Genomic DNA, 21,305 nt, shown 5'->3' on the forward strand with positions numbered 1-21,305 from the left:
CTGCGTGCTCCGTCGTCCGAAATATCCGCCAAACCTCGGATCATCCTGCCCTAATTCTGTTGCCTCAAACCGTTTCGTAAAAGCCTAGCCTAGCGCCACTTGCCGCTCAAGCTCTGCCACCTCCGGGCGCTCCAGCCGCGTGAGTGCCTGCATCACCAACCGCTGCGCCCGCGCGCCAGGCCAATCAGATGGCAAAACCGCATCCTGAACCGCGCCGTGTCGCAGCCGCAACCGCCGCCAGTGGTGCAAGATCACCAGGCGCAACGCGGTGCGGTCCAGCGTGCCGTCCGGTGTGCTATGCGCAAGCACAAGCCCGACCGCCGCAGACAACGCACTATATTCGGCCGCCAATTCAGGGGGCGCCAAAGCGCTCACAGCCCAATCCGGCACACGTTCAGGTTTGAACTTACTCAGCAACACGTCTTCACTCGGACGCACGGTCCCGGCGCCCAGCGCACTGCGTGCTGACAAAGAAACCGCATGGGGCGGCAAAAGCTCCAGAAACTCAGCCGCCGTCAGATTCGGACCGCCAACCGCCAACCACACCGCCTCCGCCGTATCCGCCGTGCCATAAATCTGCCCGCGCACCGCTTCGGTCTCGGCCCAGCCTTTGGCCGTCAATTGATGGGCCGACAGCCGTCCGCGTTTCTCCGAGGTAATCCAACCATCGCGTCGCAACCGATGTACCGCCACCCGCAACGCCTGATTATTGATCCCAAGCCGATTGACCAAAGCATCCAGCACAGGCCCGGACAGCCACGCCTCCTCACTTTGCAACAGGTCGCCCAATATGGTGACCACAACCGACCAGACCTTGAGTGGGCCACAACCAGCGACAACATTGATATCTTCTTGCAGATCAACAGTTTGCATGGGCCAATCTTACCCCTGTCCGGCCGCAACAACAAGCTTGAGCCGCAGCGTCACGTCCACGCTGTCTTGAAGCGCCCGCGCGCCCGGCTCACAGTGGTCTCAAAATTCGGGACCGCTCAGGAGGAGGAGCCCCCATGTCGTTTGAGACCCAAATCACGCCCAACGCGCCTGCGTTTGGTGAAAACCGCGATGCCATGCTGACCGCTGTGGCGGAACTGCGTGCGTTCGAAAACCGGACGGCGGAGAAATCCGAACAACGCCGAGAGCGCTTTGCGGCACGTGGTCAGATCACCCCACGCGAGCGTCTCGCCCGCCTACTGGATCCCGGCTTACCGTTCCTGCGCCTGCACAGCCTTGCGGGGTATTTGCAAGACAGCGATGACCCTGAAAAGTCCCTGCCGGGCAGCACGTTCCTGATGGGAATTGGCTTTGTATCTGGCGTGCGCTGCATGATTTTGGTGGATGACAGCGGCATCAACGCCGGTGCGCTCTCGCCAATGTCGTTGCAAGCCATGCTGTCCGCGCAAGAGATTGCCTTGCGTCAGAAGCTGCCGTTTGTGCATTTGGTGGAAAGCGCGGGCGCCAACCTGATGAACTACCGCGTCGAAGACTGGGCTTTGGGCGGCGGTGTGTTCCGCAATCTCGCGCGTCTCTCGGCGGCCGGTTTGCCCACTATTGCGGTTTTGCACGGCCCCTCCACTGCGGGCGGCGCCTACATGCCCGGCCTCTCCGACTACGTGATTGGCGTGAAGAAAAACGGCATGGCGGCGCTTGCAGGGGCGGCTTTGGTGAACGCGGCAACCGGTGAGATTTCCAAAGATGCCGATCTTGGCGGCGCGGAAATGCACGCGACCACCTCCGGTCTGGTGGAATACCTTGCCGAAGACGATGTGCACGCCATCGCACTGGCCCGCCGGGTCATGGCGCGGCTGGACTGGAACTGTGACATGGCCAAGCCAGAGGAGCGCAACTTTGACGAACCGCGTTTTGACGTGGATGAAATCGCAGGCGTGGTGCCCGCTGACTGGTCCACGCCCTATGACGCGCGCGAGTTGATCGCCCGCCTTGTCGACGGCTCCGACTTTGACGAATTCAAACCGGATTTTGGCCCCGCAACCCTCTGTATTCAGGCGCAAATCCACGGCCACACTGTTGGCATCCTTGCCAACAATGGCCCCATCGATCCGGCAGGCGCCAACAAGGCCACACATTTCATTCAGGCCTGCGATCAGGCTGGCACACCGCTTGTGTTTCTCAACAACACCACCGGCTACATGGTCGGCACCGCTTATGAACAGGCCGGGATGATCAAACACGGCTCGAAGATGATTCAGGCCGTGTCCAACGCCCGTGTGCCCAAAATCACGCTCTACTGCGGCGCTAGCTTTGGCGCAGGCAACTACGGCATGTGCGGCATCGCTTACCAACCGGATTTCCTGTTTGCCTGGCCGACCTCCCGCTCTGGCGTCATGGGCGGCGCGCAAGCCGCAAAAACCATGAGCCAGGTCGCCCGCGCTGGCGCCGCCCGCAAAGGCGTCGACGTGGATGAGGCCCGCATGGCCAAACAAGAAGCCGCCATTCAAGGCCTGTTTGATGCGCAGAGTTCGCCGTTCTTCACCTCCGGCAAAGTGCTCGACCATGGCGTGATCGATCCGCGCGACAGCCGCAAGGTGATTGCTTTCTGCCTTGGCACAGTGGCTGAGGCCCGTCGTCGCGATCTCAACTCCAACAGCTTTGGCGTGGCGAGGATGTGATCATGAGCACGTTTGACACCCTTCTGATTGCCAATCGTGGTGAAATCGCCTGTCGCATCATCCGCACCGCTCGCGACCGCGGTCTGCGCACGGTCGCGGTGTACTCAGATGCCGACGCAAATGCGCTGCACGTGTCCATGGCAGATGAGGCGCACCACATCGGCCCCGCTCCGGCGGCAGACAGCTACCTCAACATCGACGCCATTTTGGCCGCCGCCAAAGCCTCTGGTGCCATGGCAATCCACCCTGGTTATGGCTTCCTTTCTGAGAACGCTAACTTCGCCCGGGCGGTTGCTGAGGCAGGCCTTATCTTCGTTGGCCCTTCACCAGAGGCCATCGAGATCATGGGCGACAAGGCCATTGCCAAAGCGCATATGCTTCGAGCTGGTTTGCCCTGCGTGCCCGGCTATCAAGGCGATGACCAAGCTGATGCGACATTGTTGGCTCGCGCACGCGACATCGGCGTGCCTCTCATGGTCAAAGCCGCAGCGGGTGGTGGCGGCAAAGGTATGCGGCTGGTCACGGACTTGGACAACCTGCCCGAGGCGCTCACCTTGGCCCGCGCTGAAGCCAGCGCGGCCTTTGGCAAGGACACCCTGATCTTCGAACGCGCCGTGCAAAACGCCCGCCACATTGAAATTCAGGTCTTTGCGGATCACGACGGCCAAACGATTGCATTGGGCGAACGAGACTGTTCGGTCCAGCGCCGCCATCAAAAGGTAATTGAAGAAGCCCCCGCTCCGGGCATGACACCATCCCTACGCAAGCGTATGGAAAAAGCCGCCATCGCGGCAGCCCAATCGGTGGGATACATCGGCGCGGGCACGGTAGAGTTTCTGCTCGATGGCAATGGCGAAGATTTTTACTTCCTTGAGATGAACACCCGCCTTCAGGTCGAGCATCCGGTCACCGAGATGGTCACGGGCCTGGACCTGGTGGCACTTCAATTCGCCGTCGCGCAGGGCACCCCCCTGCCCGTCTCCCAAGAGGACGTCACGCTCACAGGACATGCTATTGAGGTCCGGCTATATGCCGAAGACCCCGCCAATGGCTTCCTGCCTTCAATTGGAAAAATCCATAATTTTGAGACAGATAACATCGTCCGTATGGACACCGGTGTGCGCAGTGGGGACCAGGTCTCCCCGCATTATGACCCGATGCTGGCCAAGCTCATTGCCTATGGGGACACCCGCGATGAAGCGCTGCGCAACCTGACCCAAGCACTGGACAACACAGCGGTATTGGGCGTGACCACAAACATTTCGTTTCTGCGGGATCTGCTGGATCATGCCGAGGTGCAAAACGGCACGGCCACCACATCATTTCTGGATGACACCTACCCCAAAGGACCACCGCAAACCGCCCTCACACCCCAAACCATCGCACTTGCCGCCGCGCTTTTTCTGCGCAGCGAAAGCGCGGCTGCACAGGCGCAAAGTCTGCTTTCCGACACCACTCTCGCAGGGTTTTCCAGCGATGGCGGCCTGCCCATTCCGCTGGATCTCTCGCTCGACGAAGACCTCTACAAGCTCGCCGCTTCGGGTGTTGGCACGGATCACATCACGGTTTCTGGCGACAGCTGGACCCACACGATCTCAAACAATCTCCGCGTCGATAGTTTGCGTACCACCGCGCATCACGTTCCTGACGGAACGGGTGGTCTCTACCTTCAAACCGCAGGGCACCACCTGCATGTCACCCGCTCGCAGCCCTGGGCCACAACCGACGCCGCCTCCACCGACGCGCTCACCGCGCCAATGCCGGGTTTGTTGGTGGCACTCAACGTGGCCGCAGGGGACACCGTCAAAAAGGGTGACACGCTGGCCGTGCTTGAAGCCATGAAAATGCAACATCAATTGACCGCCGCCACCGACGGCGTTGTCGCCGCGCTCCACGTTGCGGCGGGACAACAGCTGTCCAAAGGCGCGCTGATCCTGACCATGGAAGACCCAACATGACCCTCACCCAAGCTGACGATTTTCTCACCGAATCCGAAGTGCTGCATGACGCCCTGTCTGGCTTATCGGATGCAGAGCTGCGAACAGAAACCCAGTTCAAAGGCTGGACCATCGAAGACGTGTTGGTGCACCTGCATTTTTGGAACACCGGCGCAGATCTCTCTGCCTCCGACGAAGCCGCCTTTATGGCGCGCATGGGCGGGGCGATGGCCTCGCTCAAGGCCACCGGCTCGCTTCGCAGCTATGAGAATGAAACCATAGCCGAGCGCGGTGTCGACCTACGCGACCTTTGGATCGAGACCGCGCGCGACATCGCCGCCCGCTGGCGCGACATGGACCCCAAGGCACGCCTGCCCTGGGTCGGCCCGTCGATGTCGGCACGCTCTTCTATGACCGCGCGGCAAATGGAAACCTGGGCACATGGGTTTGAAGTGTTTGATCTGCTGGGCAAGGTCCGCGCGGACAGCGACCGCATCAAAAACATCGTCATCCTTGGCGTAAACACCTTTGGCTGGTCCCATCAAGTGCACAGCCTGCCGGTGCCCGAGGTCATGCCCAAACTCGCCCTGACCGCGCCCTCCGGGGCAACCTGGGAGTTTGGCGAAGAAGGCGACAACAGCATCACCGGCCCCGCCGCAGATTTTGCCGCCGTCGTCACCCAGACCCGCGCCTTTGCCAACACCGCGCTCACCGCCACGGGTGAGGTTGCCCAAACCTGGATGGCCAACGCGCAATGTTTTGCAGGTCCGCCAGAAACGCCGCCCGCCCCCGGCAGCCGCCACAAGCAGGAGGCCTGAGATGGGCAAAGCCATCCTCACCTGCGCGCTCAACGGCGTTCTGACCGATCCGACACAGCACCCCGTGCCGGTCACGCCCGCGCAGTGCGCCGCCTCCGCGCGCGAGGCGATGGACGCGGGCGCCGCCGTGATCCACATCCACTTCCGTCAACAGGAAGCAGGCAAAACCCACCTGTCCAGTTGGGACCCCAAGGTGGCAACGGAGATTGTTGGCGCCATCCGCGACGCCTGCCCCGACATCCTGATCAACGCCACAACAGGCGTGGTTGGGCCAGATTATTCCGGCGCGTTGGAGTGCATTCGCGCGTTGAAACCCGAAATTGCCGCCTGCAACGCCGGATCGCTCAATTACCTCAAGTTGCGCAGCAATGGGGAGTGGGCCTGGCCGCCGATGTTGTTTGAAAACCAGCCGTCCAAAATTCAGGACCATCTCGATGTGATGGCAGAGACCAACACAATTCCGGAGTTTGAGTGTTTTGACACCGGCATTGTGCGCTCGGTGGCGATGTATGTGCAAAACGGCATGACCAACCGCGCGCAATACAACCTTGTCATGGGCGTGGCGTCGGGCATGCCGGTGGACCCGGCGCTGCTGGAATTTCTGATGCCCTACCTACTGAAAGACAGTTTCTGGCAAGCCACCCTGATTGGGCGCAGCGACATTTGGCAGACCCATCAAAAGGCCGCCGAGCTTGGCGGCATGTTGCGCACCGGGGTGGAGGACACGTTTTATTTGCCCAATGGCGAAAAGACGCGCTCCAACGGGCAATTGATTGAAGCGCTGGCCACCTGCGCCACAAACGCGGGACGCGGGGTTGCCAGTCCGTCCGACGCGCGGGAGATGTTGGGGATCAGGTGAAGGTCTTGATCCCTAGCCATTTCACCGCATAGTAGCGGCATGATTGACCTACTCCCGCCAGATCTGTCCCAAACCCATGCGATATTCCTATTGGCGGTGAGCTTTTCCACCTCTTTGATGACCGCTGCGCTTGGCATTGGCGGCGGGGCGATCTTCCTCGCAGTGGCCGCCGTGATCCTGCCGCCAGCGGCGCTGATCCCCGTACATGGCGTGGTACAGCTGGGCTCCAACGCCGTGCGCGCCACGATGTTTCGCAGCCACATCCTGCGCAGCGCTTTGCCTGCCTTCACCATTGGTGCCCTCATCGGCGTGGCCATTGGCGGCAGTGTCGCCGTGAGCCTGCCGCCCGCAACTGTGCAAATTGGCATTGGCCTGTTCCTTTTGTGGGTGGTGCTCGGCAAGACACCCGCGTGGATTGGCAAATGGCCGATTGGCGCAGGCGCATTTTCTTCCTTCCTGACCATGTTCTTTGGCGCCACCGGCCCATTTGTGGCCGCCTATGTGAAAACCATGCAACTGGACCGCCACACCCATGTGGCCACCCATGCCGCGCTGATGACGGTGCAGCACGGCCTCAAAGTCGCGATGTTCGCGGCGCTCGGCTTTGGCTTTGCCCCCTGGGCCATCTTCATCGCCGGCTTGATCGCATGTGGCGCGGCGGGCACCTGGGTCGGCAAACATGTATTGGGCCGGATGAGTGACCACGGATTTCACAAGGTGCTCAATGTGTTGCTGATCCTGATCGCGCTGCGCTTGCTTTGGGGCGGGATCAGCACATTCCTCTGACAAAACGCCACAGGGGTGGCTGTCTTGATACGTGTGTAAAATAGGCGTAATGGGGCGCTATGTTTACAGTCTGCGCTCTCTATCATTTCACCACTTTTTACAACCACGAGGCCCTGCGGGCGCCTCTGCTCGCGTTTTGTCAGAAGCACGATATCACCGGCACTTTGCTGTTGGCCCACGAGGGCATCAACGGCACCATCGCTGGACCGCCCCAAGGCATTGACGCGGTGATTGGCTACATCCAAAAACTCCCCGGCTGCGCCAACTTTGAATGGAAGCTGAGCGCGGCGGCGGAAAAGCCTTTCCCGCGCATGAAGGTAAAGCTTAAGAAAGAGATCGTGACGCTGGGCCAGCCCAACGTGGATCCAACCGCGCATGTTGGAAACTATGTGAACCCGGAAGACTGGAACGAGCTTATTCAGTCGCCGGATGTGGTCACCATCGACACGCGTAATGATTACGAAGTGGCGATTGGCACCTTCCAAGGCGCTGTTGATCCAGAAACCGCCACTTTCCGAGAGTTCCCGGCGTGGTGGGAAGAAAACAAAGAGCGCTTTCACAACAAGCGTGTGGCGATGTTCTGCACTGGCGGCATTCGCTGTGAGAAATCCACCAACTTCCTGATGAGTCAGGGTGTGGAAGATGTGTATCACCTGAAAGGTGGCATCCTGAAGTATCTCGAAGAGGTGCCACAGGAAGAGAGCACCTGGGATGGTGAGTGTTTTGTGTTTGATGGCCGTGTGTCGGTTGGGCACGGGCTGAAAGAAGGCCCGCACCTGTTGTGCCACGCCTGCCGCCGTCCAATCCTGCCCGCAGATCAGGAGCGTCCAGAGTACGAGGCGGGTGTGAGCTGTCACCAATGTGTTGATGAGTATTCCGAAGGCGACAAAGAACGCTTCCGGGAACGTCAGAAACAAATGACCCTGGCCCGCCAGCGTGGTGAGCAGCACATTATCGGCCTGGACTGATCCAAAAGGCACCAAGCCAAAGAGCAAAACGCCCGGTCACTGACCGGGCACTTCTTTATGTTCTGTAGAAATAATAGCGCTCCGGCGCCACAGTGGTTGGCCCGCGCACCTGCTCAAATCCGACCAGCGGCTGACCAGAGACCAGCACGCCACCGGGCAGCATGATCTCTTTGATCATCGCAGATAGGCGCGCCGCTTCGGCCACGTCCTTGTCCTTGTCGCCAAAGCCAAAATCATAGTGCGCCATGGCCACTTTGGTGCCGTCCGCCGCCATCTTTTTGAGCATCTCTTCCGCTTCGCCCTGCAGGAAGTCTTCCTCAGGTGGTACACAGGAATGGTGACAGTTCAGCGCACGGTCGATCACCCAGATCCGACGGTTGGGCGCAATCTCGCGGATGTGGTCATAGGTGCGGCCATTGCCCAGCCCCATGTCGAGGAAATCCCCCTCAAGGCTGTCCACCATGGTGTTGCCCCACTCCAGCCCCTCGGCCTGCGCTGCCAAGCGCCGCATCATGCTGTTCAAACGGCTCATAGGTTGCCCTTTCCATCGTGGCGATAGAGCCGCACTGGCCCCTCGCAAATTTCCAGCAAAAACTGCCGCGAAAACTCCCAGATATCGGCGTCATGCACAAGGTGGTGCGTGAGATATCCCAAGGGTTCTTGATTGTCTGTGAGGCCCGCGCGCCGATCTTGCAATAGCGTCACGACCTGAGGCACCAATGTCTCTGTATTCACCAAGCCTCTGTGGCCGCGCCAGAAAATCGGATCGATATGGGTGTTGATCTGCGCCACTCCAGAGACGGCCATGGCGGTTTTGCGCGGGCTATAGGTCGACACTGCGTCAAACCCGGTCTCTGCCAACCCCGCCACAACATCGGGCGCAATCCGGTTCCACGGCGGTACAAACATCGGCGCAAACCTGTTGCCAAACAGGCTTTTCAACCGCGCAAGGCCTTCGGAGGCATCTTGCAGCGCCGCGCTGGCTCGGCGCCCCGCCCCAAACTCGGCGTTTTTGACACCCTCCGGCGTGTGGCTGACATGCGCCCAGCCATGCACAACTGGCACAAAGCACTCTGGCAAGTCCCGCGCCAAAGCCGCCGTTGCGTCTTTCGGAATGATCGCCAGATGCACTGGGACTTCTGTTGCCGTACTCAACGACGCAAGCTGATCCAGCGCTTCGGTGGGTGCAACCGCATCGTCATCCCGCCACCAGAGCGGCAGATCCAAACCGGCTGCGCGCCATTGCGCCAGTTCCGTCCGCAACGGCGTCCAGTCAATCCTCACCCGCGCAACTCCGCCAGCATGGATTGCGCGATGCGCACACTTTCCGCGGCGCCATTCATACGCAAGCCAGAGGGGCTGCGACGGTCTTTGGAGGCCACACGTTTGATCTCTGCCATCAGGCTTTGCGGAGTTAGATCCGTGGCGCTCAGCACCTCGATGCCCGACTGCACAGACAGGGCGCGGGCGCGCAAAGTCTGTTCCACTTCACCACCATCATCAAACGGCACAAACACAGCGGGCACGCCGGTTTGCAGCACGTCCAGCGCGGTGTTGTATCCGCACATGCTGACCGAAGCGGTCACATGGTGCAGAATCTGCCGGAAATCGGGCCGTACCGGCTCAATCTTGATCATCGGATCATCCGCCAGCGTTTTGAGCTCCGCAATCCGCGCCTCAGCATTGGCGCCGCCTACGAGCAGGCGCCAGCGCAACGGGCTGCGTTTGGCAGCTTTGATGGCGCATTCAAACAGCGCCTGCCCAACAGCGCCGCCACCGGCGCTGACAACAATTTCACCTGCGCCAGCACTGTCGGCGTGTTTCTGTGGCGCGGGAGGCGCCACGTAGCCGGTGTAGCGCAGCATCGCCGTCACATCGCTGGTCAGGGGCCAGCTCAGTTCGAGCTTGGTCAGCTCTGGATCAGCGTGCACCAAAACGCCGTCGTAATACTGCTTGATCACTTCGCGGGCGCGGGCAGCTTTGGCGGCTTTCGACGGGGGCGCAAGGATGTCGCGCACCGAGGCCAGCACCAAGGCAGGCTGCGGCAGAGATTTTGCGGCGTCCAAAAGCGCCTCAAACTCCGCCGACAGGCTGCGCCGGCCAAAGGGGAAGAGCTCAGTGATCACCACATCCGGCGCCATGTCTTCCACAGCTTTCACCATCATCATCTGACGTTTTGCGCGATAAGCGGCATCCGCCTCGACCCCCAGGTCGGTAAGCAGCTTGGTGAAATCCACCCCATCCGAGGCCAACGGCGGCAGCTGCACAAGCGCAACGCCGTCCTTGTCCAGATGCTTTGCAGGCATCCCGCCCGAAAGCACCACAGCTTCATGGCCGTCACGCGTAAACGCGCGGGCAAGCGTCAAAGCACGGGACAGATGCCCGGTGCCCAGAAGATGGGTGACAGCGATCAAAACCTTCATGCGCTGCGCCTTTCCAATCGCACAATATCAGGGTCTGCGACTTTAACCGTATCCCCCTCAATTTCCACCACAAACAGCCGGTTGCGTTTCACCGCAAAGGGTGCTGATCCGTCAAAATCCCAGCCATGAGCTTTGGCCAAAATCATCCGCATGATGCCGATGTGACAAACCGCAATGCAATCGCACTGCAGGCCAAACAGCCAAGGGGCCAAACGGTCCCAGACCATTTGCGGGCTTTCCCCGTTGGGTGGTTGGTAGTTCCAACCCCACTGCTCAATGTCGCGAAACCCGCTGTTGGGATCAGCCTTAAGGTCCACGCCCTTTTTGCCTTCCCAGTCGCCCCAATCCATCTCGATCAGAGCGTCTATGACATTCGGCTTGCGCCCGGTGACAATCTCGCCAGTCTCCTGCGCACGCAGCAGCGGGCTTGCCGCCAGATCAGCGGAGTCCCAGCCCGTGGGCAGTTTGAATTCTGCCAGTCCTTCGCGCGCCTCATCGTCCAAAGGAATATCCGTACGCCCCTGAATTTGTCCGGCGCGGTTCCAATGGGTGTGTCCGTGCCGCAGCATGGCCAATCGGATCATAATGTCTCTTTCATCAATGGGTTCAGCACTTCCCACACGGTCCGCTGGGCGGCTGGGAGCAGGTGGTGATATTGCACCAAGTCCCGCGCGTTTTGCGCTCGTTGCCGATGCGTTTCATCGTCATTCAACACCGACAAAAGCGCCGCTGCAAGCGCCTCTGGCGATGGGTCGGCCACCAAGCCCTCTGCCGCGACCACGTCACGCACTCCAGGGCGCTCCTGCGCAACCACCGGCACTCCATGTGCCTGCGCTTCAAGATAGACCATGCCAAAAGCTTCGTTCACGCCGGGCCACAGAAACACCCGCGCGCGCTCATAAGCCTGTGCCAATTCGGCAGCGTCCAGTTGCCCCAGAAATCGAACCCGATCCCCATAGGGCGCCATCAGCGCTTCAACTTCACCACGACACGGCCCATCCCCAGCAATCTCGATCTGCCAGTTCCCGGTCAGATGCGCCAAAGCTTCGGCGATGATGCTATAGGACGCCAGTTTGTCGCCCTTGCGCATCATGCCCGCCACTAGAATGGTCGATGCTACTGGCTGCGCCGGTTCCTGCAACGCTTCCTGCGCCAAGAATGGCGGCAGATGCACAAGCTGCTGCCCGTCATTCAGGTGATCCCGCAACGCCACCGCATCACGCCCCGTGAAATGAAACAGTACATCCGCCGCATCACAGGCGGCCTGCGCCTTTTTCTCAAAAGCATCCCAAGGCCCGCCCAAGCGCTTGTTGGCCCGCGTGGCCTCAAAAGACACATAAGGAATGCCCAGTGCCGCACTGACGGCGGGCCCCAGCAGATCCGGCGCTTTGTAGTAGCTGTGATAGGTCGCCCACAGGGTCCAGCTCTCAGCCCGTCCTTGTGAAATCAGCGCCGGTATTTCCGCCGCTGCCTGTGCCAGCAGCTCCGCCTGCACCGCCGCATCGCCATATTTATCAAAGCTGCGCAGCTCCGAGACCAGCGTGGGCGCGACGCCGTCGCGGGTCAGCAGTTGCGTCAGGTTGCGCGCCATCTGGCGCTCGCCAGACGGCACCGGATGGTGCGGTGATTTGAGAGGGGCATAGAACGCAATGGGCCCCATCGGATCAGGCCTTCCGCACAGCCGATTGCAGGCGCGCGTCCAGCTGGGCAATGCCCGGCTGCATCAGGAAATGCGCCGTCAGCCGACCATATGCCGCCTCGGTGAGCCGCTCCCGCAGCCCTGCATCCCGCGCCAAACGTTCCATCGCCGCCGCAAGCGCCTCGGGCGCATCACTAGACAACACGCCATGCTCGCCATCGGTGATGAACTCCGGAATGGCCGACACCGGCGTGGACAGCAGGCACAGCTTTTGGCTGGCTGCTTCCATCAGCACATTGGGCAACCCGTCGCGGTCGCCGTCCTCGGCAATTCGGCTTGGCAACACGAACACGTCCGACACACGCATCGCCTCAATCACTTCGGGCTGGTCACACGCCCCGCGCCACGTGATACGATCGGCAACGCCAAGCGTTTCAGCTTGCACCTTCAACAGGCTGCCATCGCCACCACCGCCGATGTGTTCCCAATGCCAGTCGAGATCTTTGGGCAAAAGCGCCAGAGCAGAGATCAAACGGTCAAAGCCTTTCTTCTCCACCAAACGCCCCACAGACAGGAAGCGCACACTTTCACCGGTACGCCGTTCAGTCGGCGGCTCCGGAAAACGGGTCAGATCCAATCCGTGATAGACCAGTTCCACGCGATCTGGACTGTCTGCCAACTCGGCTAAGTGATCCGCGCCGACTTTGGTACAAGTCGCCAGAAACTCCGCGCCAAAAGTGCTGTCTTGCAGTTTCTCGCGTTTTTCCCACTCAGGCGACGTCCAGATGTCTTTGGCATGCGCCGACACCGACCACGGCATATCGCGCATGATCGCCGCATAGCGTGTCACAGAAGCCGGCGTGTGCATGAAATGCGCGTAGAGCAGGTCAATGTCGTCCGGCAGCTCCCGCGCCAGAACACAGGCCTGCCCAAAGCGGCGCACCCGGTTGCGGGTCACATCGCGGCGCAGGTCTTTGAACCAAGACCCCACGGCGGTCCAGAACCGTGGCTTGAACAGCCCCGACAACACCCCTTTCAGAACCCGCAACGGCTCCTGATGCAGATACTCCGGCAAGTAATGCACCGGCGCTTGCAAACGCTCATGCAGCGGGTGACGTTTCTTGTCGGTGGGGAAGCGCAGGGACCACATCGACAGGTCGTATCCTGTCTCTTCCAGGGCCACAATTTCCTGCGCGATAAATGTCTCTGACAGGCGGGGCCAACCTTTGACCACCACCGCCACTTTAGGTCTTTCAGAAGTCATGCAGCGCCTTGAGATCGGGCAACGCCTAGCATTGCCAAAGTACGTTCGGACACCACGTCCAACCCGTCCAGCAGACCGGGCACAAAGGCGTGGCTTGGTTTTGGCTGATCCGGCAACGCGCGAATGGCAGCAATCATTGCCTGTGGTGTGAAACCGTCGCGCTGTTCATCCAACATGCGCACAAGCCCAAGGCTCTCAGCGCGGCTAGCGCGGATATGTTGCTCCATACGCGGACGGGTGCGCGGCACAATCACCACCGGTTTGTCAAAGGACAGCACCTCACAGAAGGTGTTGTAGCCGCCCATAGAGACAATCCCCATCGCGCCCTTCATCAAGGTTTCCATGCGGCTGTCAAAGCCCACGGCCTGCACGCGCCCATCGAGTTTGGCGACGCGGGCTTCAAATTCGGCACGCACCTCGCCACTCAGGAACGGCCCGTAAACCAGCATGGCGCGAGGCGACAGATCTGGGTCCTGCTCATAGGCAGACAACACCAAATCCACCATGCCGGCACCGTCACCGCCACCGCCGGGGGTGACCAGCACATAAGGCTGCTCAGGCGTCTCGCCTTCGCTGAGGGCTTCGCGGTGTAGATAGCCGGTGAACTTCATGCGGGAGCGGAAGTTTTGCGACAGATTGAGCCCCGCCACCGGATCGTAGATTGAGCGCAGCCCGTAGACCCATGTTTCGTCGTAGTATGTCTCAGCCGCTTCCAGCGCGCCTTTGCGGTCCCATTCGGCAGCCAGTACCTTGGGGTCGTCCAGCACATCCCGCAGGCCAAGCACCAAATGCGCTTTACGCTTGGCCTTCAGCCACTCCAACGCAGGCAACAGCTCGCCGCGAAAGCCGGTTGGCTCCTTGTCCACAATCACGATGTCAGGATCAAAATGCTCAACCGTCGCTTTGATCAAACCGGCCCGCAGGGCGGTGGTTTCATCAATGTGCAGCCCCAGCCGTTCGCTCTCGTAGTCGCCATCCGGCGTTTTGGTCACACCAGGCAGGCGAATGTGGTCAACATTGTCCGGAAACGGGAAGCGACCGGCAACGGGAGACCCGGTCAGGATCAACGCGGAAATCCGACTGTCGGCCTGTGTGATCGCGGTCGCCAACGCGCGCGATCGGCGCAGATGGCCCAGACCATAGGTGTCGTGGCTGTAAAACAGCACACGCGGCGACGCATTGGCCGCCAGATCACCCGTCATAGAAATCGCCTCGGACACGTCACCCGCCTCGCTTTTATAGCCGCCAGTCCGACTCGGACTTCGGCAAAACCCCTTTGATATCGTAAAGCAAAGCATCCGGCTTTCCGAGGGCTCTTATCGCCGCGCCGTCCAACTCGCGGAACTGGCGATGCGCAACGGCAACGACCACGGCATCATAAGTGGTATTTTTGGGCTGGTCGACCAGCCCAAATCCGTATTCCGCCTCGACAACTTCGGGATCCACCCAGGGATCCCAGATATCCACCTCTGCCGAGTAGCTTTTGAGCTCTTCGACAATGTCGACAACCCGTGAGTTGCGGGTGTCCGCGCAGTTTTCCTTAAACGCCAGTCCCATGACCAGCACCCGTGCGCCGGAGGCATTGGTCCCCTTGGCGAGCAGGCCTTTGATCACCTCCTGCGCCACATGACGTCCCATATGGTCGTTGATCCGGCGCCCAGCCAAAATCACCTCTGGCCGATAGCCGAGCTGTTCAGCGCGATAGGTCAAGTAATAAGGATCCACACCAATACAGTGCCCCCCAACAAGGCCCGGCGTAAACGGCAGGAAATTCCACTTGGTGCCGGCCGCCTCCAAGACTTCCAGCGTGTCCAATCCCATGCGGGAGAAAATCAGCGAGAACTCATTCACCAGCGCAATGTTCAAATCCCGCTGGGTGTTCTCAATCACCTTGGCCGCCTCGGCGGTTTTGATCGAGCTGGCCCGATGCAGACCCGCCTTGATCACCGGACGGTAGATGGCATCCACGCGATCCAGCGTTTCAGCATCCTGCGCCGCCACCACCTTCACCACATGCTCCAGCGTGTGTTCCGCGTCACCGGGGTTCACCCGCTCCGGCGAATAGCCCAGCTTGATGTCTTTGCCGGCCTCAAGCCCGCTGGCCTCCGCCAAAGCCGGGCCGCACACATCTTCGGTCACGCCCGGATAGACCGTGCTTTCCAAAATCACCAAGGCGCCAGGTGTCAGATATGGCGCAATGGTGTTGCACGCGCCCAACACGGGCCCAAGGTCCGGTTCTTTGGCGTCGGTGATTGGCGTTGGTACGCCCAGAATGAACGCAGTGCACCCCGCCAAATCTGATGCGTCATGGCTAAACAGAGCAGAGCTTTTGGCCAAAGTTTCGGACGAGACTTCCCCATTTGGGTCACGCCCCTCAAGCAGGCGCGCAACCAGCTTGGCATTGGTATCAAACCCAACCACGTCAAAGCCCGCACGTGCCAGCCCCAAGGCCAGCGGCAGACCCACATATCCCAGCCCCAAAACGGCAATTTTTTCTGTCTTTGTCAGGCTCACGTCTCTCGTGCCTTTGTGAAAATGCGCATCATTCCCTAGCAACTCGCGCTATCCGGTTTCCCCGAGAATGTCACCCCCAAAGCGATGTAAGGCAGGCGCGAGACGCGCCTAAATCGCAACGCTCTCTGCTTAACTGTTTTGCGGCGCGTGTCAGTTCCTGTAAGACCAAGAAACGACGACAGGAAAGACCACCTCATGATCCGACTTTTGCTTGCCGTTCTTTCGGTATGTCTCTTTTTGCCTCTCGCGGGCCTGCACGCGCAGGACGCCGATACCGGCACCACTAACGACGCCATGTCCCAGCTTGTGCAGCAAGCCAATGAAAACGGCATGACCGTCATCATTCTGGATGGCAACGGCACGTCCAAAATGACCGACGAGGCAAGTGAAGCCGCAGAGGAGGTCAATGAAAAAACCACCATGACCTCGGTGATGCGGCTTCAGTGGGAGCTCGAAGGCTTCAACAAAGTGCTGCAGGATCGCATTCAGCATCTACCGATTGCCATCAATGAGGTGCTGTTTATCCTGCGTGCGTCAAGCCCGGACGGCAGCATTCTGTTCTTTGCAAAACAGTTGGTCATCACCCTGGCTTTGCTGGCCTTTGGTGTGCTTTTTGAACGCCAGATTTACGGGCGGCGTCTCGCGGCGCGGTTTGTCATTCCCCTGGTGAAAGAGACCCCCGAAGGCTACACGCAGAAGCTGCCTTTCCTTGTGGTGCGCTTCATCGCCGGCGTCATCGGCGTGTTTGTCGGCATGACATTTGCCGCGCTGCTTGGCCTGCTGATTTTTGGCACCTCTGACGACACCGCCGTGCGGTTTACCAACGCGTCGATCTTTGCCGCCTACGCCCTGTCCCGCCTGATCGCCTTGATCTGGCGCATGATCCTGTCGCCTTACCTGCCGCAGTACCGCATCCCACCGTTTTCCACACATGACGCAAAGAAACTGCACCTTTGGGTCATGGGCCTGGGCATTGTGGACGTTGTCACCATGATCTTTGGCGAATGGTTGAGTGAGCTGGGACTGGTCTATGACGTCTCCGCCGTGATGACCCTGTTGCTGTCCACTCTGTTTGCGCTTGGCAACATTGCGCTGGTCTTTGCCAACTACGGTGCCATTTCGTCTGCCCTGCGCAACGGTCGCGAAGCCAACCGCGTGCCGCTGGCCACCCGCTGGGCCAGCACCTTCTGGGCACCGCTGTTTATTTTGTATGTGCTCTACGGCTGGGCCAGCATGTCCTGGGATCTGATCCTGGGCAACGACACGGGCATCCCGTTGATTGCCGGGGCCTACGCCATTCTCACCGCTGTGATCGTGGTCTACGCCACCATCAACTACGGCATCGAACGCTACTTTGAACGCAACCGCACGGTCAAAGAGGTGAATGACGCCGCGGATGCGCTGCGTGAAGAAGCCGATGAGGAAGGCCATCTTACCGAGCAGCAGGAAGAGGAGCTTTTCAAGCTCGAGAACTTGATCGACCATCGCCAGATGCACACGTTTGAGGAACTGGCGCGCCGGATTTCCGGGGTACTGGCGCTTGTTGCCGGGCTTTATGCGGCACTCTACATCTTTGATGCGGACGGCATCATCGACGAAGACATGCTTGGCGGGCGCGTTCTGGACATGATTGTCATCCTGTTCATCGGATACATCGGGTTCCATTCGTTCCGTATCTGGATCGACCGCCGCATCCGCGAAGAACAAGGTGAACCCACCGAAGAGGCCGAGCTTGGCGATGAAGGCGGCGGTGCCAGCGCCTCGCGCTTGGCAACACTCTTGCCGCTGTTCCGCAACACCATCCTGCTGGTGATTGTGGTCACCATTGTGCTGATTGTGCTGCTGGAAATGGGCGTGAACGTCAGCCCGCTGTTTGCCGGTGCTGGTGTAGTTGGCTTGGCTGTGGGCTTTGGCGCGCAATCTCTGGTACGGGATATCTTCTCCGGCGCGTTTTTCCTATTTGATGACGCTTTTCGCAAAGGCGAATACATCGACATTGGCGCCGTAAAAGGCACCGTTGAGAAAATCTCCGTCCGCTCCTTCCAGCTGCGCCACCACCTTGGGCCGCTGCACACCATCCCATTTGGCGAAATCCAGCATCTCACCAACTATTCCCGCGACTGGGTGATTATGAAGCTCAAGCTCCGCGTGACCTATGACACGGATGTGGAGCGGGTGCGCAAGCTGGTCAAAAATCTCGGTGTTGAACTGCTCGATGATCCAGTGATTGGCCACAACTTTATCCAACCTCTGAAGTCTCAGGGCGTGATCGAAATGCAAGACAGCGCCATGATCATCCGGGTGAAATTCATGACCAAACCCGGTGACCAATGGTTGGTGCGCAAGCGTGTTTATCAGGACATCCGCGAGCTGTTTGAGCGCGAAGGCATCAAATTTGCCCACCGCGAGGTCACTGTACGCATTGCCGAGGGTGACACCGCCGAAGACCTCACACCAAAGCAACGCGAGGCTGTTGCCGGGGCCGCGCAGGCCGCTGTTGATGAGGAGGCCATGGAAGGTGGACCCGAAGGCGGGGACGACCGATAAGCGCTGGGTACCAAGCCTTTCATTAAGCAACCAACAGGGCAGGTGCGGCCAGCACGTGCCCTGTTACTTTTTTGGGGCCCGTTAACCAAAGGCTGCATACTCCTAAACGTACACTTAAGAAGATACTTAGAATTTTAGCCAAATACTTGATGAATGAAGCTCAAAGGCCCACACTCATCCCATGGCACAGGATCTCACATACGCATACGACCTCTTGCAGGTGACACCGACGTCTTCGGAAATGGAGATGCGGGCGGCGTGGCGCCGACTGGCGCGGCGCTACCATCCTGATCTGGCCAAAATCAATCCTGAGGAAGCCTCACGGCGCATGAGTGAGATCAACGCAGCTTATGATGCTGTGGCCCACCACCGCGCGCTGAACGACGCACAGCCAGCACCAAAGCCACGTCGTCGCCGTGCCCGCACAGCGCGTCAGGCTGCAGAGTGCCAAGCGTGGCGCCGCCAGCGCGACGCCATGGCGCGCAAAGCCGCAAAAGCCTGGAAGGCCGCGCAGGCCACAAAAATCGCCGAACCGGCGCCCCGTTTGGAAGAACCAAACCCGCGCCAGATCGCGCTGCAGACCACCACCAAATGGAACCGTGCGGAGCAATCGCTGATCAATACCGCCCGCGCGGCATTTGAAGGCACCCGCAAGACACTCAGCACCGCCGCGCAGCGCCCTGTGCTCTCCGCCTGCCACTAACTTACTGGGTCGTGAACAGCGCCAAACCGCAGCCTTAACTGCGGTTTGGATCCATCGCGTCGCGCAAGCCATCCCCAAAGAAGTTGAACGCCAGCACCACAATCACAATGGGCAGCATTGGGATTGCCGTCCACGGGTAGATCTCAATCGAGGCCAGGTTCTGCGCATCATTCAGCATCACGCCCCAACTCACCGCTGGTGCCCGCAGGCCAAGGCCAAGGAACGACAGCGCGGTCTCGCCCAAAATCATTGCCGGAATCGACAGCGTTGCGCTGGCGATCAGGTGGCTGAGGAAGTTGGGCAACAGGTGTTTCTTGATCACGCGACTTGGTTTTGCGCCCATCATCTCGGCTGCTTTCACAAACTCTTCTTCCCGCAGGCTGAGGAATTTGGACCGCACCGCACGCGCCAAACCGGGCCAATCGAGTATCCCCAAGATTATTGAAATGATGAAGAACACGGACACCGGGCCCCAATGGGACGGTACCGCGGCGGACAAGGCCAGCCAAAGTGGCAATTCCGGCAGGCTGCGCAGCACTTCGATCACCCGGTTGATGATCCAGTCCAAGAAGCCCCCGAAGTAGCCCGCAATCGAGCCCAGCACGATGCCGATCACAAAGGACACCGTGATACCGACAAGGCCAACCGTCAGCGACAATTGCGCACCATAGAAGATGCGCGAAAACACATCCCTCCCAAGCCGATCTGCGCCAAACAGGAACAACGTCGCGCCTTCAGGAGCACAGAACAGGTGGGTGTTGGACGGGATCAACCCTGCCAATTTATACTCAGACCCTTCACAGAAAAACTCCAGCATGGCGGGCGTTTCTGTGTCCTGCACGTATTTCCAACTGAAGGTCTCCAGGTCCATTTCCGCGACGGTTGGGTAGACATGTGGGCCCACAAACGCGCCGTCATGCATAAAATGTATCCGCTGCGGTGGCGCGTAGATGTAGTCTTCCAACCGCTCATTGGGCGAATAGGGCGCAAAAAATCCGGCAAACGGCAGCGACAAATAGGCCAACAGCAGGAAGGCGCCGGAAATCAGACCCAGCTTGTGTTCCTTAAACCGCAGCCACAACAGCCGCGCATTGGACATATCCAACTCTGCGCTACGTGCCTCTGCGGCCGCTTCGGGGTCATATGGCGCCTGATCGACGTAGCGTCCATCGGGTTGCATGCTCATCGCTCCCGCCCTCCAAATCGAATGCGCGGATCCAGCAGCGCCAGCAACAGGTCAGACACCAAAGTGCCAATCAACGTCAGCAGCGCCACAAACATCAGCACAAAGGCTGACAGGAACAGATCTTGTGACTTCAGAGCAGACAGCAACAGCGGCCCAATGGTCTGCAAACCGAGTACCACCGAAACCAGGACCGACCCGGAAATCAACGAGGGCAACAACGTGCCAATGTCCGCCACAAACGGGTTAAACGCCACGCGCAGTGGGTATTTGGTCAACATGCGCGGCTCGCTCATTCCTTTGGCGCGGGCGGTCTCCACATAGGGTTTGCCCAGCTCATCCAGTAGGTTTGCCCGCAGTCGCTGCATCATTGCCGCCGCACCAGAGGTACCAATCACAAAAGTCGGAATGATCAGGTGAATGAGCACCGACTTCATCTTGCCAAAGCTCATCGGCTGACCTTCGTATTGCGGATCCATAAGACCGCCAATCGGCAGGTTGAGATAGCGATTGCCGTAATAAAACAGGATCAACGCCAGCAAGAAGTTTGGCGTCGCCAAGCCCAAATAACCCACAAAAGCGGAGGTATAATCCACCCAGGTTTTGGATTTTGCCGCCGCCAGAATGCCCAAAGGCAAGGCCACCGCGTAAATGAACAGCACCGCCGCCAGATTGACCAAAACGGTCATCCACAACGCGCCGCCCACCAAGTCAGCCACCGGTTTGTCAAACTCAAACGACCAGCCAAACTCACCCTGCAACAGCCCGGCAAACCCATGTGGCCCCGGCATAAAACCCGCCCAAATCAGGTACTGTTTGTACAGCGGCTGATCCAGCGAATACTCCGACCGCAGAAACTCCGCCTTGGCGATACCAGCCGATTGGCCCGTGGCCCGCAGCTCGTTGATCTGGTTGGACAGATAGTCCCCCGGCGGCAGGGTGATGATCAAAAACACCAGCACCGACACCACAACAAGTGTGGCCAGCATGGTCAGAAACCGGAAGACTGCAAACCGCAGCAGGGCCATTCTGCGCTC

The 21,305-nt window shown here is 59.6% G+C and carries 19 protein-coding genes; 8 read left to right on the forward strand and 11 right to left on the reverse strand.

Going from position 1 to position 21,305, the window contains the following annotated elements:
* Positions 1-84 precede the first annotated feature (84 nt).
* Positions 85-873, reverse strand: coding sequence for a PaaX family transcriptional regulator C-terminal domain-containing protein (locus JXR15_RS02765; protein ID WP_422051709.1), 789 nt, complete (start codon positions 871-873; stop codon positions 85-87).
* Between the two features lie 134 nt (positions 874-1,007).
* Here JXR15_RS02765 and JXR15_RS02770 point away from each other — a divergent pair, with 134 nt between their 5' ends.
* The 6 genes from JXR15_RS02770 to JXR15_RS02795 are packed head-to-tail and all read left to right on the forward strand — an operon-like array spanning position 1,008 to position 7,995.
* On the forward strand, positions 1,008-2,627 hold the full coding sequence (locus JXR15_RS02770) for an acyl-CoA carboxylase subunit beta (protein ID WP_422051710.1): 1,620 nt from the start codon (positions 1,008-1,010) through the stop codon (positions 2,625-2,627).
* 2 nt (positions 2,628-2,629) lie between these two features.
* Positions 2,630-4,585: an acetyl-CoA carboxylase biotin carboxylase subunit gene (locus tag JXR15_RS02775; protein ID WP_422051711.1), complete on the forward strand. Its 1,956-nt coding sequence runs from the start codon at positions 2,630-2,632 to the stop codon at positions 4,583-4,585.
* Positions 4,582-5,382: a TIGR03084 family metal-binding protein gene (locus JXR15_RS02780; protein WP_422051712.1), complete on the forward strand. Its 801-nt coding sequence runs from the start codon at positions 4,582-4,584 to the stop codon at positions 5,380-5,382. The genes JXR15_RS02775 and JXR15_RS02780 overlap by 4 nt, the downstream gene beginning before the upstream one ends.
* 1 nt (position 5,383) lies before the next feature.
* The gene (locus tag JXR15_RS02785) at positions 5,384-6,241 is read left to right on the forward strand and encodes a 3-keto-5-aminohexanoate cleavage protein (protein WP_422051713.1); all 858 of its coding nucleotides are present in this window, start codon (positions 5,384-5,386) and stop codon (positions 6,239-6,241) included.
* Positions 6,242-6,280: 39 nt separating this feature from the next.
* Positions 6,281-7,027 (forward strand): sulfite exporter TauE/SafE family protein, encoded by a 747-nt coding sequence (locus JXR15_RS02790; RefSeq protein ID WP_422051714.1) that lies wholly within the window; start codon positions 6,281-6,283, stop codon positions 7,025-7,027.
* Between the two features lie 59 nt (positions 7,028-7,086).
* Positions 7,087-7,995, forward strand: coding sequence for a rhodanese-related sulfurtransferase (locus JXR15_RS02795; protein ID WP_422051715.1), 909 nt, complete (start codon positions 7,087-7,089; stop codon positions 7,993-7,995).
* Positions 7,996-8,050: 55 nt separating this feature from the next.
* Here the strand turns inward: JXR15_RS02795 and JXR15_RS02800 are convergent, their stop codons facing one another.
* From JXR15_RS02800 to JXR15_RS02835, 8 genes are read right to left on the reverse strand one after another with little or no spacing between them, the layout of a single operon-like run.
* Positions 8,051-8,527 carry a class I SAM-dependent methyltransferase gene (locus JXR15_RS02800; RefSeq protein ID WP_422051716.1) on the reverse strand — a complete coding sequence of 159 codons (477 nt, stop codon included), beginning with the start codon at positions 8,525-8,527 and terminating at the stop codon, positions 8,051-8,053.
* Entirely contained in the window at positions 8,524-9,279 is a 756-nt protein-coding gene (locus JXR15_RS02805; RefSeq protein ID WP_422051717.1) for a polysaccharide deacetylase family protein, read from the reverse strand. Before JXR15_RS02805 ends, JXR15_RS02800 begins: the two co-directional genes overlap by 4 nt.
* On the reverse strand, positions 9,276-10,418 hold the full coding sequence (locus tag JXR15_RS02810; RefSeq protein ID WP_422051718.1) for a glycosyltransferase family protein: 1,143 nt from the start codon (positions 10,416-10,418) through the stop codon (positions 9,276-9,278). Before JXR15_RS02810 ends, JXR15_RS02805 begins: the two co-directional genes overlap by 4 nt.
* Entirely contained in the window at positions 10,415-11,002 is a 588-nt protein-coding gene (locus tag JXR15_RS02815; RefSeq protein WP_422051719.1) for a histidine phosphatase family protein, read from the reverse strand. The genes JXR15_RS02810 and JXR15_RS02815 overlap by 4 nt, the downstream gene beginning before the upstream one ends.
* Entirely contained in the window at positions 10,999-12,078 is a 1,080-nt protein-coding gene (locus tag JXR15_RS02820; RefSeq protein WP_422051720.1) for a glycosyltransferase family 4 protein, read from the reverse strand. The genes JXR15_RS02815 and JXR15_RS02820 overlap by 4 nt, the downstream gene beginning before the upstream one ends.
* Before the next feature lie 4 nt (positions 12,079-12,082).
* Positions 12,083-13,321, reverse strand: a complete 1,239-nt coding sequence (locus tag JXR15_RS02825) for a glycosyltransferase family 4 protein (RefSeq protein ID WP_422051721.1) — start codon at positions 13,319-13,321, stop codon at positions 12,083-12,085.
* Positions 13,318-14,523, reverse strand: a complete 1,206-nt coding sequence (locus JXR15_RS02830) for a glycosyltransferase family protein (protein WP_422051722.1) — start codon at positions 14,521-14,523, stop codon at positions 13,318-13,320. The genes JXR15_RS02825 and JXR15_RS02830 overlap by 4 nt, the downstream gene beginning before the upstream one ends.
* A gap of 34 nt (positions 14,524-14,557) precedes the next feature.
* The gene (locus tag JXR15_RS02835) at positions 14,558-15,829 is read right to left on the reverse strand and encodes a nucleotide sugar dehydrogenase (protein WP_422052240.1); all 1,272 of its coding nucleotides are present in this window, start codon (positions 15,827-15,829) and stop codon (positions 14,558-14,560) included.
* A gap of 201 nt (positions 15,830-16,030) precedes the next feature.
* Here JXR15_RS02835 and JXR15_RS02840 point away from each other — a divergent pair, with 201 nt between their 5' ends.
* The gene (locus JXR15_RS02840) at positions 16,031-18,382 is read left to right on the forward strand and encodes a mechanosensitive ion channel family protein (RefSeq protein ID WP_422051723.1); all 2,352 of its coding nucleotides are present in this window, start codon (positions 16,031-16,033) and stop codon (positions 18,380-18,382) included.
* 181 nt (positions 18,383-18,563) lie between these two features.
* Entirely contained in the window at positions 18,564-19,085 is a 522-nt protein-coding gene (locus tag JXR15_RS02845; protein ID WP_422051724.1) for a J domain-containing protein, read from the forward strand.
* Positions 19,086-19,119: 34 nt separating this feature from the next.
* Here the strand turns inward: JXR15_RS02845 and JXR15_RS02850 are convergent, their stop codons facing one another.
* Both JXR15_RS02850 and JXR15_RS02855 read right to left on the reverse strand, forming a co-directional pair.
* Positions 19,120-20,271: an ABC transporter permease gene (locus tag JXR15_RS02850; protein WP_422051725.1), complete on the reverse strand. Its 1,152-nt coding sequence runs from the start codon at positions 20,269-20,271 to the stop codon at positions 19,120-19,122.
* Positions 20,268-21,296 carry an ABC transporter permease gene (locus JXR15_RS02855; protein WP_422051726.1) on the reverse strand — a complete coding sequence of 343 codons (1,029 nt, stop codon included), beginning with the start codon at positions 21,294-21,296 and terminating at the stop codon, positions 20,268-20,270. Before JXR15_RS02855 ends, JXR15_RS02850 begins: the two co-directional genes overlap by 4 nt.
* Positions 21,297-21,305: the final 9 nt, after the last annotated feature.

The organism is Shimia sp. (assembly GCF_049116215.1).
GTDB lineage: Bacteria > Pseudomonadota > Alphaproteobacteria > Rhodobacterales > Rhodobacteraceae > Shimia.

Coding starts and splice junctions, on each gene's coding strand:
- JXR15_RS02840 (WP_422051723.1), top strand. CDS start 16,031: ATGATCCGACTTTTGCTTGCCGTTCTTTCGGTATGTCTCTTTTTGCCT.
- JXR15_RS02850 (WP_422051725.1), bottom strand. CDS start 20,271: ATGAGCATGCAACCCGATGGACGCTACGTCGATCAGGCGCCATATGAC.
- JXR15_RS02855 (WP_422051726.1), bottom strand. CDS start 21,296: ATGGCCCTGCTGCGGTTTGCAGTCTTCCGGTTTCTGACCATGCTGGCC.
- JXR15_RS02785 (WP_422051713.1), top strand. CDS start 5,384: ATGGGCAAAGCCATCCTCACCTGCGCGCTCAACGGCGTTCTGACCGAT.
- JXR15_RS02830 (WP_422051722.1), bottom strand. CDS start 14,523: ATGACGGGTGATCTGGCGGCCAATGCGTCGCCGCGTGTGCTGTTTTAC.
- JXR15_RS02770 (WP_422051710.1), top strand. CDS start 1,008: ATGTCGTTTGAGACCCAAATCACGCCCAACGCGCCTGCGTTTGGTGAA.
- JXR15_RS02825 (WP_422051721.1), bottom strand. CDS start 13,321: ATGACTTCTGAAAGACCTAAAGTGGCGGTGGTGGTCAAAGGTTGGCCC.
- JXR15_RS02845 (WP_422051724.1), top strand. CDS start 18,564: ATGGCACAGGATCTCACATACGCATACGACCTCTTGCAGGTGACACCG.
- JXR15_RS02765 (WP_422051709.1), bottom strand. CDS start 873: ATGCAAACTGTTGATCTGCAAGAAGATATCAATGTTGTCGCTGGTTGT.
- JXR15_RS02795 (WP_422051715.1), top strand. CDS start 7,087: ATGTTTACAGTCTGCGCTCTCTATCATTTCACCACTTTTTACAACCAC.
- JXR15_RS02800 (WP_422051716.1), bottom strand. CDS start 8,527: ATGAGCCGTTTGAACAGCATGATGCGGCGCTTGGCAGCGCAGGCCGAG.
- JXR15_RS02780 (WP_422051712.1), top strand. CDS start 4,582: ATGACCCTCACCCAAGCTGACGATTTTCTCACCGAATCCGAAGTGCTG.
- JXR15_RS02820 (WP_422051720.1), bottom strand. CDS start 12,078: ATGGGGCCCATTGCGTTCTATGCCCCTCTCAAATCACCGCACCATCCG.
- JXR15_RS02810 (WP_422051718.1), bottom strand. CDS start 10,418: ATGAAGGTTTTGATCGCTGTCACCCATCTTCTGGGCACCGGGCATCTG.
- JXR15_RS02815 (WP_422051719.1), bottom strand. CDS start 11,002: ATGATCCGATTGGCCATGCTGCGGCACGGACACACCCATTGGAACCGC.
- JXR15_RS02790 (WP_422051714.1), top strand. CDS start 6,281: ATGATTGACCTACTCCCGCCAGATCTGTCCCAAACCCATGCGATATTC.
- JXR15_RS02775 (WP_422051711.1), top strand. CDS start 2,630: ATGAGCACGTTTGACACCCTTCTGATTGCCAATCGTGGTGAAATCGCC.